The 15455-nt window shown below is 67.7% G+C and carries 20 protein-coding genes and 1 tRNA gene; 7 read left to right on the top strand and 14 right to left on the bottom strand.

All coding sequences use genetic code 11. The features are described 5' to 3' along the window. From VGF12_RS11885 to VGF12_RS11865, 5 genes are all read right to left on the bottom strand, one after another. Nucleotides 1-198, bottom strand: a 198-nt coding sequence (locus VGF12_RS11885) for a hypothetical protein (protein WP_331176252.1), incomplete at its 3' end; no start/stop codon positions are given. A 6-nt stretch (nt 199-204) separates the two neighbouring features. Then, nucleotides 205-295: transfer RNA gene (locus VGF12_RS11880), tRNA-Ser, on the bottom strand. Nucleotides 296-354: 59 nt separating this feature from the next. Beyond that, nucleotides 355-1650: a serine--tRNA ligase gene (gene serS / locus VGF12_RS11875; protein ID WP_331176251.1), complete on the bottom strand. Its 1296-nt coding sequence runs from the start codon at nt 1648-1650 to the stop codon at nt 355-357. 76 nt (nt 1651-1726) lie between these two features. Continuing rightward, complete coding sequence (gene ispH, locus VGF12_RS11870) at nt 1727-2704, bottom strand: 4-hydroxy-3-methylbut-2-enyl diphosphate reductase (RefSeq protein WP_331176250.1); 978 nt, start codon at nt 2702-2704, stop codon at nt 1727-1729. After that, on the bottom strand, nt 2704-3147 hold the full coding sequence (locus VGF12_RS11865) for an FKBP-type peptidyl-prolyl cis-trans isomerase (protein ID WP_331176249.1): 444 nt from the start codon (nt 3145-3147) through the stop codon (nt 2704-2706). The genes ispH and VGF12_RS11865 overlap by 1 nt, the downstream gene beginning before the upstream one ends. Before the next feature lie 41 nt (nt 3148-3188). Here VGF12_RS11865 and radC point away from each other — a divergent pair, with 41 nt between their 5' ends. From radC to VGF12_RS11850, 3 genes are all read left to right on the top strand, one after another. Beyond that, nucleotides 3189-3863 (top strand): RadC family protein, encoded by a 675-nt coding sequence (gene radC / locus VGF12_RS11860; protein ID WP_331176248.1) that lies wholly within the window; start codon nt 3189-3191, stop codon nt 3861-3863. After that, complete coding sequence (locus tag VGF12_RS11855; RefSeq protein ID WP_331176247.1) at nt 3860-4510, top strand: Smr/MutS family protein; 651 nt, start codon at nt 3860-3862, stop codon at nt 4508-4510. The genes radC and VGF12_RS11855 overlap by 4 nt, the downstream gene beginning before the upstream one ends. Nucleotides 4511-4664: 154 nt before the next feature. Continuing rightward, a complete protein-coding gene (locus tag VGF12_RS11850) occupies nt 4665-5312 on the top strand; it encodes a hypothetical protein (RefSeq protein ID WP_331176246.1) in 648 nt (215 codons plus the stop codon). Here VGF12_RS11850 and VGF12_RS11845 read toward each other — a convergent pair. Genes VGF12_RS11845 through VGF12_RS11835 form a run of 3 tightly spaced genes read right to left on the bottom strand, consistent with a single transcriptional unit; the run spans nt 5309 to nt 7213 of the window. After that, complete coding sequence (locus VGF12_RS11845; RefSeq protein WP_331176245.1) at nt 5309-5698, bottom strand: group II truncated hemoglobin; 390 nt, start codon at nt 5696-5698, stop codon at nt 5309-5311. The genes VGF12_RS11850 and VGF12_RS11845 overlap by 4 nt on opposite strands. Next, complete coding sequence (locus VGF12_RS11840; RefSeq protein ID WP_331176244.1) at nt 5691-6488, bottom strand: MinD/ParA family protein; 798 nt, start codon at nt 6486-6488, stop codon at nt 5691-5693. Before VGF12_RS11840 ends, VGF12_RS11845 begins: the two co-directional genes overlap by 8 nt. Then, the gene (locus VGF12_RS11835) at nt 6485-7213 is read right to left on the bottom strand and encodes a GGDEF domain-containing protein (RefSeq protein ID WP_331176243.1); all 729 of its coding nucleotides are present in this window, start codon (nt 7211-7213) and stop codon (nt 6485-6487) included. The genes VGF12_RS11840 and VGF12_RS11835 overlap by 4 nt, the downstream gene beginning before the upstream one ends. 214 nt (nt 7214-7427) lie before the next feature. Here VGF12_RS11835 and VGF12_RS11830 point away from each other — a divergent pair, with 214 nt between their 5' ends. The 3 genes from VGF12_RS11830 to VGF12_RS11820 are packed head-to-tail and all read left to right on the top strand — an operon-like array spanning nt 7428 to nt 10039. Next, nucleotides 7428-8279, top strand: a complete 852-nt coding sequence (locus VGF12_RS11830) for a CheR family methyltransferase (protein WP_331176242.1) — start codon at nt 7428-7430, stop codon at nt 8277-8279. A gap of 4 nt (nt 8280-8283) precedes the next feature. Further along, a complete protein-coding gene (cheD, locus tag VGF12_RS11825) occupies nt 8284-8943 on the top strand; it encodes a chemoreceptor glutamine deamidase CheD (protein WP_331176241.1) in 660 nt (219 codons plus the stop codon). Nucleotides 8944-8953: 10 nt separating this feature from the next. Then, nucleotides 8954-10039, top strand: coding sequence for a chemotaxis response regulator protein-glutamate methylesterase (locus VGF12_RS11820; RefSeq protein ID WP_331176240.1), 1086 nt, complete (start codon nt 8954-8956; stop codon nt 10037-10039). Between the two features lie 6 nt (nt 10040-10045). Here the strand turns inward: VGF12_RS11820 and VGF12_RS11815 are convergent, their stop codons facing one another. Next, nucleotides 10046-10351 (bottom strand): hypothetical protein, encoded by a 306-nt coding sequence (locus VGF12_RS11815; RefSeq protein ID WP_331176239.1) that lies wholly within the window; start codon nt 10349-10351, stop codon nt 10046-10048. A gap of 91 nt (nt 10352-10442) precedes the next feature. Between VGF12_RS11815 and VGF12_RS11810 the strand changes: the two genes are divergently transcribed. After that, the gene (locus VGF12_RS11810; RefSeq protein ID WP_331176238.1) at nt 10443-11369 is read left to right on the top strand and encodes a LysR substrate-binding domain-containing protein; all 927 of its coding nucleotides are present in this window, start codon (nt 10443-10445) and stop codon (nt 11367-11369) included. Here VGF12_RS11810 and hemW read toward each other — a convergent pair. The 5 genes from hemW to VGF12_RS11785 all read right to left on the bottom strand — a co-directional run. Continuing rightward, nucleotides 11341-12525 (bottom strand): radical SAM family heme chaperone HemW, encoded by a 1185-nt coding sequence (gene hemW / locus VGF12_RS11805; protein ID WP_331176237.1) that lies wholly within the window; start codon nt 12523-12525, stop codon nt 11341-11343. The two genes, VGF12_RS11810 and hemW, sit on opposite strands and share 29 nt — an antisense overlap. Before the next feature lie 4 nt (nt 12526-12529). Continuing rightward, nucleotides 12530-13135, bottom strand: a complete 606-nt coding sequence (rdgB, locus tag VGF12_RS11800) for an RdgB/HAM1 family non-canonical purine NTP pyrophosphatase (protein ID WP_331176236.1) — start codon at nt 13133-13135, stop codon at nt 12530-12532. A 46-nt stretch (nt 13136-13181) separates the two neighbouring features. Next, nucleotides 13182-13904, bottom strand: coding sequence for a ribonuclease PH (gene rph, locus VGF12_RS11795; protein WP_331176235.1), 723 nt, complete (start codon nt 13902-13904; stop codon nt 13182-13184). 13 nt (nt 13905-13917) lie between these two features. Continuing rightward, the gene (locus VGF12_RS11790) at nt 13918-14823 is read right to left on the bottom strand and encodes a PP2C family serine/threonine-protein phosphatase (RefSeq protein WP_331176234.1); all 906 of its coding nucleotides are present in this window, start codon (nt 14821-14823) and stop codon (nt 13918-13920) included. Further along, nucleotides 14820-15455: serine/threonine protein kinase (locus tag VGF12_RS11785; RefSeq protein WP_331176233.1), on the bottom strand; the 636-nt coding region annotated here is incomplete at its 5' end. The genes VGF12_RS11785 and VGF12_RS11790, both read right to left, overlap by 4 nt.

Raw genomic sequence — 15455 nt, 5'->3', positions numbered from 1 at the left:
AGGCGCGAGCTCGGCGATGCATCCAAGTTGCTTGCCCACAGCAGTGAAGCGCTCACCCGGCGCGTGTACCGCCGCCGAGGGGAGAAGGTATCTCCGACGCGCTGAGTTGCGGGAAAGCGAGTTGCGGAAATTGCGGGAACGATCCGCCCAACAACGAAAAACCCGCTCTTGGCGGGTTTCTAAGTCCTTGATACTCAAGGCGTTTGGCGGAGAGGGAGGGATTCGAACCCTCGGTACGGGGATACCGTACGCCTGATTTCGAGTCAGGTACATTCGACCACTCTGCCACCTCTCCTGATTCGGTGCGCTGGTGCGAAGCCGACCATTATAGCCAGCTTTTGGCGCCCTTGAACTTCAGGTGCGCAACGTGTCGATCCCGCCCATGTAGGGCCGCAGCGCTTCGGGCACCGTGATGCTGCCATCGGCGTTCTGGTAGTTCTCCAGCACTGCCACGAGCGTGCGGCCCACGGCAAGGCCCGAGCCGTTCAGCGTGTGCACCAGTTCATTCTTGCCCTGGGCATTCTTGAAGCGGGCCTGCATGCGGCGAGCCTGGAAGGCACCCATGTTCGAGCAGGAGCTGATCTCGCGGTAGGTATTCTGCGCCGGCAGCCACACCTCCAGGTCATAGGTCTTTGTCGAACCGAAGCCCATGTCGCCCGAGCACAGCAGCATGGTGCGGTACGGCAGACCCAGCTTCTGCAGGACGGCCTCGGCGTGACCCGTCATCTCTTCCAGGGCGGCCATGCTGTGCTCGGGCTGCTCGATGCGCACCATCTCGACCTTGTCGAACTGGTGCTGGCGGATCATGCCGCGCGTGTCGCGCCCCGCCGAACCCGCCTCGGAACGGAAGCAGGGGCTGTGGGCCGTCAGCTTGACGGGCAGGTCCTCGGCCTTGAGCACGCTGTCACGCACCGTGTTGGTCAGCGAGATCTCCGACGTCGAGATCAGGTACTGCTCGGGATGCTCCGAGTCGCCGCCACGCAGCACCCAGAACATGTCTTCCTTGAACTTGGGCAACTGGCCCGTGCCTTCGAGGATCTCGCGATTGACGATGTAGGGCGTGTAGCACTCGGTGTAGCCGTGCTCCGTGGTCTGCACGTCCAGCATGAACTGGGCGAGGGCTCGATGCAGGCGGGCGACGGGGCCCTTCAGGAAACTGAAACGCGAACCCGACAGCTTCGCGCCGGTCTCGAAGTCCAGGCCCAGCGGCGCACCGAGGTCGACGTGGTCCTTGACGTCGAAGTCGAAGGTGCGCGGCTGGCCCCAGCGGCGTACTTCGACGTTGCCGGCCTCGTCCGTGCCCGTGGGCACGCTGGCATCGGGCAGATTGGGCACGCCCATCAGCAGCTCGTTCAGCTCGACCTGGATGGCATCCAGGCGCTCGGCACCGGCCTTCAGCTCGTCGGCGATGCCGCCGACCTCGGCCATCAGCGCCGAGGCGTCCTCGCCCTTGCCCTTGGCCATGCCGATCTGCTTGGACAGCGCATTGCGGCGGGCCTGCAGCTCCTCGGTGCGGGTCTGCACGGCCTTGCGCTCGGCTTCGAACGCCTTGAAGCGCTCCACGTCGAGGAAGGGCTGGGGGGTCTTGCGCGCGCTCAGGCGTTCGATGACGGCATCGAGGTCTTTGCGCAGTTGGGTGATGTCGAGCATGGGAGGAAACCTTCGGGAATCGAATGCGAAAACGGCGCCGATGTCACAGCGCCGCCGGATGCGTGAGGCATCGGCGTCAAGATCGGGAGGCGCTCACCTCGGCCATCGACTTGTCGCCCAGGCCCATAGGCAGCGGGAAATGCACGTTCTCTTCGACGCCCGGCAGGCTGCGCACCGTCGTGGCGCCGAACTCGCGCAGCCGGCTGATGACGGCCTGAACCAGCACGTCGGGCGCCGAGGCGCCGGCCGTCAGACCTACACGCGGGCGGTCCTGCAGCCACTCGGCCTTCAAGTCTTCCGCGGCATCGACCATGAAGCCCGGTGTGCCCAGGCGCTCGGCCAGCTCGCGCAGGCGGTTGCTGTTGGAACTGGTGGGGCTGCCGACGACGATGACCACGTCCACCTGCGGCGCCAGCAGCTTGACCGCGTCCTGGCGGTTCTGGGTGGCATAGCAGATGTCCTGCTTCTTGGGCTCGCGCACCTGGGGGAAGACGCGCTTCACCTCGGCCAGGATCTGGGCCGCATCATCCACGCTCAGCGTGGTCTGTGTGACGACGGCGAGCTTGGCGGGGTCCTTCACGCGCACCCTGGCGACGTCCTCGACGTCCTCCACCAGGAAGATGCCCTCGGAAAGCTGACCCATGGTGCCCTCCACCTCTGGGTGTCCCTTGTGGCCGATCATGACGAACTCGTAGCCTTCGCGGTGCAGCTTGGCCACCTCGACGTGGACCTTGGTCACCAGCGGGCAGGTAGCGTCGAAGACATTGAAGCCGCGGGCCGCGGCCTCGCGGCGCACCTCCTGGCTCACGCCATGCGCGCTGAACACCAGTGTGGCGCCGGCCGGCACCTCCGCCAGGTCCTCGATGAAGATGGCGCCACGCGCCTTCAGGTCGTTGACGACATAGGTGTTGTGGACGATCTCGTGGCGCACGTAGATGGGCGCACCGAACTTGAGCAGCGCCCGTTCGACGATCTCGATGGCGCGGTCCACGCCGGCGCAGAAGCCGCGCGGCTCGGCCAGCAGCACTTCTTGGAGTTGCTGGTCAGCACTCATCACAGCACCCCGATCACTTGCACTTCGAAGCTCACCGGCTGGCCAGCGAGCGGATGGTTGAAATCGAACAGCAGCGCCTCCTCGCCCAGTTCGCGTACGACGCCGGCATAGCCCCCCTGCCCGTCCGGGCCGGGGAACTGAACGACGTCGCCGACGTTGTAGGTCTCGTCCGGGTCGCCCAGTTGGCGCAGCAGCGACAGCTTCACGCGCTGCAGCAGTTCGGGGTTACGGTCGCCGAAAGCCTCGCCGGGCGCGAGCTCGAAACGCTCGTGCGCGCCCTCGGGGAGGCCGATCAGGCGCGCCTCGATGGCAGGCGAAAGCTGTCCGGCGCCCAACGACAGCGTCGCCGGCTTGTCGTCGAAGGTGTTGACGATGTCGGCGCCGTCCGGGCCCGAGAGCCGGTAATGCAGCGTGAGGAAGGAGCCGGCCTGGATGGAATTCATTCGGAAGAGGTCAGGGAGCGCTTGGCTAGACTGCCGATTTTATGCCGCTGACCCATCTGCCCCCGGACGCCCGCCCGCGCGAGAAGCTGCTCGCTCGCGGCCCGCAGGCGTTGGCGGACGCCGAGCTGCTGGCCCTGCTGCTGCGCACCGGCATCCAGGGCATGCCGGTGCTGCAGCTGGCGCAGAGCCTGCTGGACCGCTTCGGCGGCTGGGCAGGGTTGCTGGCTGCCAGCGTGCAGGACCTCGGCAAGATCCGGGGCCTGGGGCCAGCCAAACGCGCCGAGATCGCCGCGGTGCTGGAGATCGCCAGGCGCTCGCTGAACCAGCAACTGGCCGAGAAGCCGGCAATGAGCAACGTCGAGACGGTCAAGGCCTACTTGCGCCTGCAGCTCGGCGGCCTGGGCCACGAGGTGTTCGCCGTGATGTTCCTGGACGCCCAATTGCGGTTGATCGCCATGGAAACGCTGTTCACCGGTTCGCTGACGTCGACGACCGTCCACCCCCGGGAAGTCGTCAAGCGCGCGCTGGCCCTCGGTGCCGGCGCAGCTATCCTGGCCCACAACCATCCCAGCGGCGTTGCCGAGCCCTCCAAAGCCGACGAATTGCTGACACGCCAGCTCAGCCAGGCATTGGCCCTGGTCGAGGTGCGCGTCGTCGACCACCTCGTCGTCGGCGCTGCCGAGGTCGTCTCCATGGCCGAGCGGGGGTTGCTGTGAGCAAGCCCGCAAGCGTGCGCAGCCTGGCCGACCTCAAGCCATTGGCGCGGGAACTCGCCACCGCGCGGCTGGCGGCCGAGCTGGAGCGAGAGCGCCGGGCCGCCGCGCTGAGGCTGGCGGAGCAGGAAAGGCGGGTCTTCGAGCTCACCGTCGGGCCCGTGACGCCGCTGCGCAGCGTCGACCGCGTGCTGCATCAACGCGAGCAGCCCGCACCGGAGCCGCGTCAGCGCGAGGCCGACGAACGCGCCGTGTTGCTGCAAGCACTGTCCGACGAGATCGACGTCGACACGCTGCTGGACACCGACGAGACGCTGAGCTTTCGCCGCGAAGGCATCAGCATTGAGGTCGTGCGCAAGCTGCGCCGCGGCCACTGGTCGCTGCAGGCCCAGCTCGACCTGCACGGTCTGCGGCGCGACGGGGCGCGCGAGGCGCTGGGGCATTTCATCCACGACAGCGCCCGGCGCGGCCTGCGCTGCGTGCGCGTCGTGCACGGCAAGGGCCATGGCTCGCCCGGCCGCGAGCCCGTGCTCAAGGGCCGCGTGCGGCGCTGGCTGGTGCAGAAGAACGAGGTGCTGGCCTTCGTTCAGGCGCGGGCGAGTGATGGCGGTGCGGGCGCGCTGATGGTGCTGCTGGCCGGAACAGCCTGACGGACCGCTGACGCGCCCGGTCGCCGGGCGTCCGCGTCGCGCCGCAGACACGCGGCCCAACGCCATTGACCCGTACGGTTAGGCGGGAGTAGCCTGGGCTCAGCCGCCGACAGCGCGGTTCCTGGTGTCCCAACCGCCGCCGAGAGGAGAGCCCATGAACCTGTCACACGCCTTCCCCGCCGCCAAGCCCAAGAGCTACGTCGGCATCAGCCTGGTTGTCGCCCTGCACCTGGCCGGCATCTACGCGCTGAGCGCCGGACTCATCCAGCCGACATCCAAGCCGCCGGAGATCATCACGCTGAAGCCGCTGCCGCCGGAGGTCGACCGCGACCCGCCACCGCCGGAGCCGGTGCGTGCCCCCAAGCCAACGGTGCGGGACCTGCCGGTGATCATGGTCCCACCGCCCATCGTTGACGTGGCGCCGCCCGTGGAAGCCCCGCTCGTCAACACCGTCGTCGCACCCCGGGACCCTGCCCCGCTCGTCACCCAACCGGGTCCGACGCAGGTCGTGGCGCAGCCGCCGACCGGCATTAGCTCGCTGCCGCTGACTCCGGGCGCTGTCTGCTCCACGATGCCCAGGCCTGAAGTGCCGGCCGTCAACTGGAGCGGCGAGGCCGTGTTGCAGGTGCTCGCCACCGTGCGAGGTGGTCGCGTCGTCGGCACCGCATTCCACATGGCCCAGGGAGCGCCGGACGCCAAGACCCGGCGCTCGCTGCAGCGCGCCGTCGAGTCCGCCCTCGCCGGCTACCAGTGCCAGGGCGACGCGGTGTTTCAGCAAGACTTCGCGTTCAGGATCGACTAGACGTTGCGCATCCAGTCGGCCGTGCCCGCGAAGGACTCGGCCAGCCGGGCCTGCAAGGCCGGGTCCATCCCGGTCTCCTGCATGGCCTGGCCCATGCAGGCCAGCCATTCGTCGCGCTCGGCGATGCCGATGCGAAACGGGAGGTGCCGCGCCCGCAGCCGCGGGTGGCCGAAGCGGCTGATGTAGTGATCCGGCCCGCCCAGCCAGCCGCACAGGAACCAGAACAGCTTGTCGCGCGCCGACTCCAGCGAGTCGCCGTGCGCCGCGCGCAGCCGGGCATAGGCCGGCTCCAGGTCCATCAGGTCGTAGAAGCGGTCGACGAGCTCGCGCACGCGGGCCTCGCCGCCCATCCAGTCGAAAGCGGTTGCTGGCGTGGAATCAGCCAAGGAGCTTGGAGGCGAGCGCCTTGATGGCCTGGGCCGCGTCGCAGCCCGGGTAATGCTCCAACATCAGCTGGCGCTTGAGGACGGCCTGACGCACGGCCAGGTCGGCCTTGACCTCGCCGTACAGCTCCAGTCGAAAGGTCTGCCCTGGCGTCGGACCGACGAAGCGCTGCAGCACCTGCTGCAGTTGCCCGCAGATGAGCTTGCCCTCGCCCACCCGATTGGCCTGGTTGACGACCAAGCCCACATGGCGGCGCTGCTGCTGCGTGGCCAGCACCTTGATGGTGGCGTAGGCGTCGGTCAGCGAGGTGGGCTCGGGCGTCGCGACGACGAGGACGTCCTCGGCCATGGAGATCGCGAAAAGCACGACGTCGGAGATGCCCGCGCCGGTGTCGAGCAGCACCCAGTCGAAGCGTGGCTTGACGAGGTCGATGATGTGCAGCAACTTGTCGCGCACCTCGGGCGTCAGGCGCGAGTACTCCACCATGCCTGAGCCGGCCAGCAGCACGGAGAAGCCGCCGGGCGCCGGCAGGATGGCCTGCTCCAGCGTGGCTTTCTCGGTGAAGACGTCGTGCAGCGTCAGCTTGGGGTGCAGGTTGAGCACCACGTCGAGGTTGGCGAGGCCGAGGTCGGCGTCCAGCACCAGCACCTTCTGCCCGCGCGCCGCCAGGGCGGCGGCCAGATTGGCGGTGACGAAGGTCTTGCCGACGCCGCCCTTGCCGCTGGTGACGGCAAGCGTGCGGGCGCCGGATCGAGGCGGACGGGGGGCAGCAGGATCGTTTGTCGTGCTCATGGCAGGTCCTGTTGCGTATCGAGGTTCAGGGAGGCGAACAACATGCCCCTTTCTTCGGCGCTGACCAGGGAGTCGACCTGGGGTTCGAGGCAGGCGCGGTTGCGGCCCTCGGCCTTGGCGCGGTAGAGCTGGCGATCAGCCCGCTCCATCCACAGCAGCGGCGATGAACGTACCCACTGCGGCGCAAAGGCACCGCCGAGGCTGATGGTGACGCCCAGCATGCGATGGCCGGGGCTGACTTCGATATCGAGCTTGGAGACGCGCTCGCGCACACGCTCCGCGACAGCCAGCCCCACGTGCGGGGCGCAGTTGGGCAGGATGATGGCGAACTCCTCGCCACCCACCCGGGCGACGAGATCCATGGGCCTGACGGATTGCTCGATGGCGCGAGCCACGGCGCAGATGACCTGGTCGCCGGCGCCATGGCCATGGGTGTCGTTGATGGCCTTGAAGTGGTCAATGTCCAGCATCAGCAGCAGGGCCGCCTCGTCGGAGCGGGCGACGCGATCGACCTCGCGTGCCAAGGCCATCTCGAAACTGCGGCGGTTGGCCAGGCCGGTCAGCGCGTCCCGGCTGGAAAGGTCGCACAGCGCATCCAGCACCGCCTGCAGCCAGGCGGCCGTCATCGGCGCCTCGTCCGGAAGCAACGCCCCGGCCTGCTGCAGCAGTTGCAGGGCCTGGTCCAGAACGAGCACTTGGGCGTCGATCAGGTGAGGGGCGGGCAAACGATGTTCCAAAGGTGGGGCGAACAGCTGGATTGTGGTTTCGAGGCAGTCTAGCAGCGCCCCCCTCATGTCCAGGTCGTGAAACAGGCACGTTCCCGTGAGCTGTTTGCACTATGCTGGTCCGCGTCAGGGCCGTACAACCGCCCCTGCGGTGGAAAATCGACACGCCACCGCCAGAACTGCTGCGAGCACCAATAAACATCTGTTTTCCGACATGCCCGCACCCGACCTCGCCTCCGGCAACGATTCCCTCGATCACGAGTTCAGCTTCAGCAAGGCCGACTTCGACCGCGTTCGTGAGCTGATCTACAAGCACGCCGGTATCAGCCTGCATGATGGCAAGCACGCGATGGTCTACAGCCGGCTGTCGCGCCGACTGCGCGAGACCGGCCACAAGAGCTTCGCGAGCTACCTGCAGTGGCTGGAAGCGTCCACCGGCACAGCCGGTGCGGCCGAATGGCAGGAGTTCGTCAACTGCCTGACGACCAACCTGACTTCCTTCTTCCGCGAGGACCACCATTTCCACGCGCTCAAGGACGACCTCAAGCCCTTCGTGGGCAAGCCGGTGCGCATCTGGTGCTGCGCCGCCTCGACCGGCGAGGAGCCCTACTCCATCCTGATGACCTGCGGCGAGGCCCTCGGGCCGAGCGCCTCGGTGCAACTGGTCGCCAGCGACATCGACACCCAGGTGCTGGCCACCGCCAAGCGCGGCGTCTACAACGCCGACTCCCGTGGCCTTGACGCCACGCGGCTGAAGAATTTCTTCATGCGCGGCACTGGCGCCAACGCCGGCAAGATCCGCGTCAAGCCCGAGCTGCAGCGATGGGTGGAGTTCCGCCCCCTCAACCTGATGGACACGCAGTGGCAGCTGGGCGACCCCTTCCACATGGTGTTCTGCCGCAACGTGATGATCTATTTCGACGCGGCCACCCAGCGCAAGGTGCTGGAGCGCATCCACCGCGTCATGCGCCCCGGCGGGCTGCTCTTCGTGGGGCACTCCGAGAACTTCACCGAATCGCGCGACCTGTTCAAGCTTCGCGGCAAAACGATTTACGAACGGGTCTGAGCCCATGAGCACGCCTCTCGTTTCCGCATCAACCGTGGGCAACCCGGCCGCACTGGCCAAGGTCAACCACCTCAAGGCCCAGCCGCGCAGGCAGGGCGAGGCCTCGTTCTTCTTCTACGACGCTCACTTCAAGAACGCCGCCGTCAAGATCCTGCCGGGCGAGTACTTCGTCGACACGGAGGACCTGCTCGTCATGACGACGCTCGGGTCCTGCATTGCCGCCTGCCTGTGGGACCGCGTCGCCAAGGTCGGTGGCATGAACCACTTCATGCTGCCCGAGGGCAACGGCGACTCGGGGCGCTACGGCTCCTTCGCGATGGAACTCTTGATCAACGAGATGATGAAGCGCGGCGCCAGCAAGGCGCGCATGGAGGCCAAGATCTTCGGCGGCGGCGCCGTGATCTCCGGCATGAACTCGCTCAACGTCGGCGAGCGCAACACCAACTTCGTCATCGACTACCTGAAGCTGGAGCGCATCCCGATCGTGTCCAAAGACGTCCTCGACGTCTATCCGCGCAAGGTCTGCTTTCTGCCGGCCAGCGGCAAGGCCATGGTCAAGCGCCTGGCATCGACGAATACCGACGCGCTGGTCCAGCAGGACCGCGCCGCCATCCAGAAGGTGCAGCCGGTCGCGAGCAGCGGCGGCTCCATCGATTTGTTCTGAGGAGACACCAATGGCCAAAACCAAGGTCGTGGTGGTGGACGATTCAGCGCTGGTGCGCTCGATCCTGACTGAAATCATCAACCGCCAGCCCGACATGGAGTGCATCGGCGCGGCGTCCGACCCGCTGGTCGCGCGCGAGATGATCCGCAACCTGAATCCCGACGTCATCACGCTGGACGTCGAGATGCCACGCATGGACGGACTGGACTTTCTGTCGCGACTGATGCGGCTGCGGCCCATGCCGGTGGTGATGGTGTCCACGCTGACCGAGCGCGGCGCCGAGGTCACGCTGAAGGCGCTGGAGCTGGGCGCCGTCGACTTCGTCGCCAAGCCCAAGATCGGCGTGGCCGACGGCATCCGCCTGCTGGCCCAGGACATCACCGACAAGATCCGTATCGCCTCCAAGGCACACATCCGGCGCCACGTCGCGCCTGCGCCGGGCACGGCCGCGCCAGCACCGGTCAAGGCCGTCACGATGGCCAGCCTGGGCAGGGCCTCCACCGAGAAGATCATCTTCATCGGCGCCTCCACCGGCGGCACCGAGGCGACCAAGGACGTGCTGCTGAACCTGCCGGCCGACAGCCCGGCCGTCGTCATCACCCAGCACATGCCGCCCGGCTTCACGAAGAGCTATGCGGCGCGGCTGGACGGCTTGTGCAAGATCCGGGTCAAGGAAGCGCAGGACGGCGAGCGCATCCTGCCTGGCCACGGCTACATCGCGCCAGGCGGCATGCACCTGACCGTGGAGCGCAGCGGTGCGAACTACGTCGCGCGCGTGCAGGACGGCGAGCCCATCAACCGCCACAAACCCTCGGTGGAAGCGCTCTTCCTTTCTGCGGCCAAGGTCGTCGGCCCGAACGCTATCGGCATCATGCTGACCGGCATGGGCGCCGACGGCGCCCGCGCCATGAAGGTGATGAAGGACGCCGGGTCGTACAACTACTGTCAGGACGAGGCGAGCTGCGTCGTCTTCGGCATGCCGCGCGAGGCCATCGCGGCCGGTGCGGCGGACGAGGTGCTGCCGCTGAACCAGATCGCGGGCAAGGTGCTGGAGCGGCTGCGCGCCACCTCCGGCATGTCGCTCAACCGCGTCTGACCCCCCTCAACGCCGGCTTGCGCTGGCCGCCGCGTCTGCCTTGGCGAGCAGCGTGGCGCGGTGGCGTGCCGCGGCCAGGCGCTCTTCGGCGACAACCGGGGTGAACCCGTCCAGCGACTTGGGGGTGGGCGGCACCCAGACCGCCTGAAGCGGGCGCACGGCCTTGCCGGTGATGACGACCCGGGCGGAGGGATCGGCGACAGCCGCCTTCAGGTCGGCGTTCGAATCCGTGAAGGCTTCTGCGCTTGTGACGGCCAGGACCAGCGTGGCGGCCAACGGTGCGAGTGCGATCTTGCGAAGCGGCGTGCTCATGGGCTCTCCTTGAATGCTGGTTATGCTATTCATCCAATCAGGCGCCACCAAGCGCTCTTTTCTTCACTGATTGGTTTGATTGGCTAACCAGATGGCTTCACTCGACCGTTTCCCGCTGCACTACCTGGCCGCCTTCCGCGCTGCCGCCCAGACGGAAAACCTGCGCGCGGCGGCCGAAAGCCTGCACCTCACGCACAGCGCGGTCAGCCAGCAGATCCGCGGCCTGGAGGCCCAAATGGGTTTCGAGCTCTTCACGCGCCAGGGCCGTCGGCTGACGCTGAACCCGGCCGGACAGGCCCTGCAACGCGCGGTCGGCAAGGTCTTCGCCGAGCTGCAGGCCGGCCTGCTGGCAGCCAGCCAGGCCAACAACAACGCGGCACAGACTCTGCGCGTGACCTCCCTGCCCTCGTTCGCTCAGCGCTGGCTGATGCCGCGGCTGTCGCGCTGGCAGGCCCTGCAGCCCTGCATCACGCTGGACTTGCACACGGGCCAGCAGTTGGTCGACCTGGAGCGGGATGGCTACCAGATCGGACTGCGCGTCGGCCGCGGGCCGTGGCCGGGTCTCGTCAACGAACGCCTCTTCCACTCGCCGTTGATCGCCGTCGCCGCGCCGGCGCTGGCGCATCGCCTGATCGGCCAGCCGCTGTCGGCCCTCGCCTCGCAGCCACTGCTGGACGATGTGGACGTCTGGCGCCAGTGGTTTGCGCTGGCGGGCTTGCCCGTGGCGCCGGTCGTCGTCGCCAACTTCAACGACGGCGGTGTGCTGCTGCAAGCCGCCGAGCAGGGCATGGGCGTCGCGCTGGCGCGCGAGTTGATCGCCGGCGACGCATTGCTCGATGGTCGTCTGGTGCGGGTCGCGCCCCAGGAGCTGGACCTGGACGCCGGGCGCGACTACCACGTCGTCTACCCCGAGAGGCTGCGCGACGACCCGGCCGTTCGCGCCTTCTGCGACTGGCTACACGCCGAGATCGCCGCCCTTCAGCAACGGCTCACAGAAACAGCTGTTGCAGGTCGCTGAGGAAGTCGAAGCCGCGCTCGGTGGGCTGGATGCGGGTCGGGTCGTCCGCGAGCAGGCCACGGCCGCGGGCGGTCTCGAGCCCCCTGGCGATGGCGGACATCGGCAGGCCGGTGCGCTCCAGGAACTGCGTGACGGTGACGCCCTCCTTGAGCCGCAGCGCGTTCAGCATGAACTCGAACGGCAGGTCCTTGCGCGCCACCTCCTGCTCGTTGCTGACCTTGTTCGCCTGTGCCATGAAGGCCGCCGGCTCGCGCCAGCGCACCTGGCGCAGCACGCGGTTCGGGAAGCTGAGCTTGCTGTGGGCGCCTGCGCCGATGCCCAGGTAGTCGCCGAACTGCCAGTAGTTCAGGTTGTGCAGGCAGCGATGGCCGTCGCGCGCGTACGCAGAGACTTCATAGCGCGACAGCCCCGTGGCACCGGTCTTCTCGGTGATCAGGTCCAGCATGTCGCTGGCCAGGTCGGAGTCCGGCAGGCCCGCAGGCGTGCGCGTGGCGAACACCGTGTTGGGCTCGATGGTCAGGTGGTAAATGGACAGGTGCGGCGGCCGGAAGGCAAGCGCCGTATCCAGCTCGCGGGCCAGATCGTCCAGCGTCTGGCCCGGCAGCGCGTACATCAGGTCGAGGTTAAAGGTCTCGAACGACTCGGCCGCCTCCGCCAGCGCCTCGCGTGCCTGCGTCGCGCTGTGCACGCGGCCCAGAGTCTTCAATTGCGCGTCGTCGAAGCTCTGCACGCCCACCGAGAGCCGCGTGACGCCGGCCTGGCGGAAGCCCTTGAAGCGCTCGCGCTCGAAGGTGCCGGGATTGGCCTCCAGCGTGATCTCGCAGCCCGGCTCCAGCGGCAGGCGGGCACGGATGTCGGAGATCAACTGAGCGATTTGCCCTGGGTTGAACAGGCTCGGTGTGCCGCCGCCGATGAAGATGCTGACGACTGGCCGGCCCCAGATCAGTGGCAGCGCGGCCTCGAGGTCGGCCCGCAGCGCGACGAGATAGGCCTCGGCGGTGTCCGCTGCCAGCGCGTTCCCCTTGACCTCATGGGAGTTGAAATCGCAGTAGGGGCATTTGCGCAGGCACCAGGGCAGGTGCACGTAGAGCGCGAGTGGCGGCAGTGCTGGCAGCTGCAGCGTGCCCGGGCGCATCAGATGGACGAGATCGGCCATGGGTTTAACCGAGATGCCAGACCTCGCGGAACTGATCAATCAGTTGCGCGGCCGCCAGCGCGCGGTGGCTGTGACGATTCTTGACTTCGGCGCCCAGGCTGGCAACGGTCTGGCCCAGGGTCGGGATGTGCATCAGCGGGTCGTAGCCGAATCCGCCCTCACCGCTAGCCGCCGCCAGGATCTCGCCACTCCAGCGCCCCATCGCGATCAGCGGCTCGGGGTCCTCGGCGCTGCGCACCGCCACCAACGCGCAGACGAAGCGCGCACGGCGGTCGGCGACGCCGGCCATCTCGCGAAGGAGGTGGGCGTTGTTGGCCCCGTCACTCTTCTCGCCGCCGGCGTCCAGCGCAAAGCGGGCCGAGCGCACGCCGGGCGCACCGCCCAGCGCGTCCACGCTCAAGCCCGAGTCGTCGGCCAGCGCGGGCAGGCCGCTCAGCGTCGCGGCATGGCGGGCCTTGGCCAGTGCGTTCTCCGCAAAGGTGAGATAGGGCTCCTCGGCCTCCGTGATGCCCAGGCTGCCCTGCGTCACCAACGCGATGCCCAGCGGCGCAAACAAGGCCTGCAGCTCGACCAGCTTCTTGGCATTGTTGGAGGCCAGGACCAGCTTCATGCCTGGCTCCCGCCCGCAAGAACGGGCGCGTGCTTGGCGCCGTCCATCATGCGGTCTTCTGCAGCGCGATCAACTCGCGGATGCCCTGGTCGGCCAGGTCCAGCAGCGCGTTCATCTCGTCGCGCGTGAAGACCACGCCCTCGGCCGTGCCCTGCAGCTCGACGAAGCCGCCGCTGCCGGTCATGACGACATTCATGTCGGTGTCACAGGCTGCATCTTCGACGTACTCCAGGTCCAGCAGCGGCGTGCCGTCGACGATGCCGACCGAGATGGCCGCCACCGAATCCTTGATCGGCGACTTCGCGATCCTGCCGTCGGCCAGCAGCTTGCCAACCGCATCGGTGGCAGCCACGAAGGCGCCGGTGATGGCGGCCGTGCGTGTGCCGCCATCGGCCTGCAGCACATCGCAGTCCAGCGTGATGGTGCGCTCGCCCAGCGCACCCAAGTCAAAGACGGCCCGCAGCGAGCGGCCGATGAGACGCTGGATCTCCTGCGTGCGGCCGCTTTGCTTGCCCTTGGCCGCCTCTCGGTCGCTGCGGGTGTGGGTGGCACGTGGCAGCATGCCGTACTCGGCCGTCACCCAGCCCTCGCCCGAGCCGCGCTTGTGCGGCGGCACGCGCTCCTCGACAGAGGCGGTGCAGAGCACGCGCGTGGCACCGAACTCGATCAGCACCGAGCCCTCGGCGTGCACGGTGAAACCGCGGGTGATGCGCACCGGGCGCAATTGGTTGGCGGCGCGGCCTGCGCTGCGCATGAATGTCTGGGTCATGGGGAGATGAGAGTTAGCGGCGGTTGGCGGCGCTGCGCACACGGATGGCTTCGTTGATCTCGCGCACCGAGCGCTCGATCTCCTCCTCATCCATGGCGGCGACCAGGTCGGCGTCCAGCGCGCCCTGGATGGTGGTGGCGAAGCCGGAATTGCCCAGGCTCTGCGTCGTGTCGCCGCTGGGCTCGCCCTCGCCCTCCCATTCGACGGCAAGGACGGTGACGTTGTCGCTGCGCGCGCCGCCGCGGCGCAGCGCCTGTTCGACAAGCTCGGGCACGGCTTCAGAGATGGGCTGGTCGGCGAGGTGCTGGACGATCTCGTCATCCTCCACGCTGCCCCACAGCCCATCGGAGCACAGCAGCAGGCGGTCGGCAGCTTCCAGCACCAGCGGCCCCTGCCCGTCCACCATGGGTCGGCCGGGGCTGCCCAGGCATGTGAAGAGGACATTCCGGTTGAAGGGTTCGCCGCCGCGCGAGACGCGCCCCAGGGCTTCCTGCAACTCGGAGTAGGAGTGGTCGCGCGTGCGCGCAATCAGCTTGGACGAACGCACGAGGTAAAGGCGCGAGTCGCCGCAATGCGCCCACCAGGCCTGGTTCCCCTGCAGGATGCAGGCCACGACCGTCGTGCGCGGCGTGTCGGAGAGGCCCTTGCTGGCGGCGTAGCGCAGCAGCTGTTGATGGGCCACGATGATGGCTTCCTGAAGGAACCGCTGAGGATCGGGGATGACGGGCCGCGCTTCCTGCTGGAACAGTGCCGCCAGCGTCTGCAACGCGATCTGGGCCGCGACCTCGCCTTCGGGATGGCCGCCCATGCCGTCGGCCAGCGCGAACAAGCCCGCTTCCCGCGTGAAGCAGTAGCCCATGCGGTCTTCATTGGTCTCGCGGCCGCCACGGCGGCTCACCTGGAAGACGCTGAACCTCAAGCCTTCGCTCCGGACTTGAGGTTCTCGAGCTGCAGCTTCAGTCGCTCGCTGAAGGACAGCTTGGTGTAGCGGCGCTCAGTCTCGCGGGCGAGCTCTTTCTGCAGCGCGAACACGCTCTGCGGACGCGACAGCGGGTCCAGCGACATGCACCACTCGGTCACCTCGAGCAGATTGTCGGAATAGACATTGCGCAGGCGCGACAGGCTCAGGGACAGGCGGTCCTTCTCCAGCCGCTGCGGCGCGTCGTTGGGTGGATAGCCCTGCATGCAGGCATAAATGCAGGCACCGATGGCGTAGATGTCGGTCCAGGGGCCCAGCGAACCGTCGCGGCGGTACATCTCCGGCGCGGCGAAGCCCGGCGTGTACATGGGACGAATGAAGTTGCCTTCCTTGCTCAGCACCTCGCGCGCAGCGCCAAAGTCCAGCAGCACGGCCTTGTTGTCGTTGGTGATGAAGACGTTGGCCGGCTTGATGTCCAGGTGCAGCATCTTGTGCTGGTGCACGATGCGAAGGCCGCGCAGGATCTCGTCGAACAGGCTGCGGATCGTGGACTCGCGGAACACCTTGTCGCGCTTCATGTCGCGCGCGGTCACGATGAAGTCCTGCAGCGTGTCGCCCTGCAGGTAGTTCAT

This window comes from Roseateles sp., assembly GCF_036404855.1.
GTDB lineage: Bacteria > Pseudomonadota > Gammaproteobacteria > Burkholderiales > Burkholderiaceae_C > Pelomonas.
The sequence above is the reverse complement of the archived record's forward strand: the minus strand, read 5'-3'. Positions and strand labels throughout refer to the sequence as shown.

What these genes read in the sequence shown, in the direction of transcription:
- rph (WP_331176235.1), bottom strand. Translation starts at nt 13,904, where the DNA reads ATGACCCAGACATTCATGCGCAGCGCAGGCCGCGCCGCCAACCAATTG.
- VGF12_RS11840 (WP_331176244.1), bottom strand. Translation starts at nt 6,488, where the DNA reads ATGAGCACGACAAACGATCCTGCTGCCCCCCGTCCGCCTCGATCCGGC.
- serS (WP_331176251.1), bottom strand. Translation starts at nt 1,650, where the DNA reads ATGCTCGACATCACCCAACTGCGCAAAGACCTCGATGCCGTCATCGAA.
- VGF12_RS11830 (WP_331176242.1), top strand. Translation starts at nt 7,428, where the DNA reads ATGCCCGCACCCGACCTCGCCTCCGGCAACGATTCCCTCGATCACGAG.
- VGF12_RS11810 (WP_331176238.1), top strand. Translation starts at nt 10,443, where the DNA reads ATGGCTTCACTCGACCGTTTCCCGCTGCACTACCTGGCCGCCTTCCGC.
- radC (WP_331176248.1), top strand. Translation starts at nt 3,189, where the DNA reads ATGCCGCTGACCCATCTGCCCCCGGACGCCCGCCCGCGCGAGAAGCTG.
- VGF12_RS11865 (WP_331176249.1), bottom strand. Translation starts at nt 3,147, where the DNA reads ATGAATTCCATCCAGGCCGGCTCCTTCCTCACGCTGCATTACCGGCTC.
- ispH (WP_331176250.1), bottom strand. Translation starts at nt 2,704, where the DNA reads ATGAGTGCTGACCAGCAACTCCAAGAAGTGCTGCTGGCCGAGCCGCGC.
- hemW (WP_331176237.1), bottom strand. Translation starts at nt 12,525, where the DNA reads ATGGCCGATCTCGTCCATCTGATGCGCCCGGGCACGCTGCAGCTGCCA.
- VGF12_RS11850 (WP_331176246.1), top strand. Translation starts at nt 4,665, where the DNA reads ATGAACCTGTCACACGCCTTCCCCGCCGCCAAGCCCAAGAGCTACGTC.
- VGF12_RS11820 (WP_331176240.1), top strand. Translation starts at nt 8,954, where the DNA reads ATGGCCAAAACCAAGGTCGTGGTGGTGGACGATTCAGCGCTGGTGCGC.
- cheD (WP_331176241.1), top strand. Translation starts at nt 8,284, where the DNA reads ATGAGCACGCCTCTCGTTTCCGCATCAACCGTGGGCAACCCGGCCGCA.
- rdgB (WP_331176236.1), bottom strand. Translation starts at nt 13,135, where the DNA reads ATGAAGCTGGTCCTGGCCTCCAACAATGCCAAGAAGCTGGTCGAGCTG.
- VGF12_RS11815 (WP_331176239.1), bottom strand. Translation starts at nt 10,351, where the DNA reads ATGAGCACGCCGCTTCGCAAGATCGCACTCGCACCGTTGGCCGCCACG.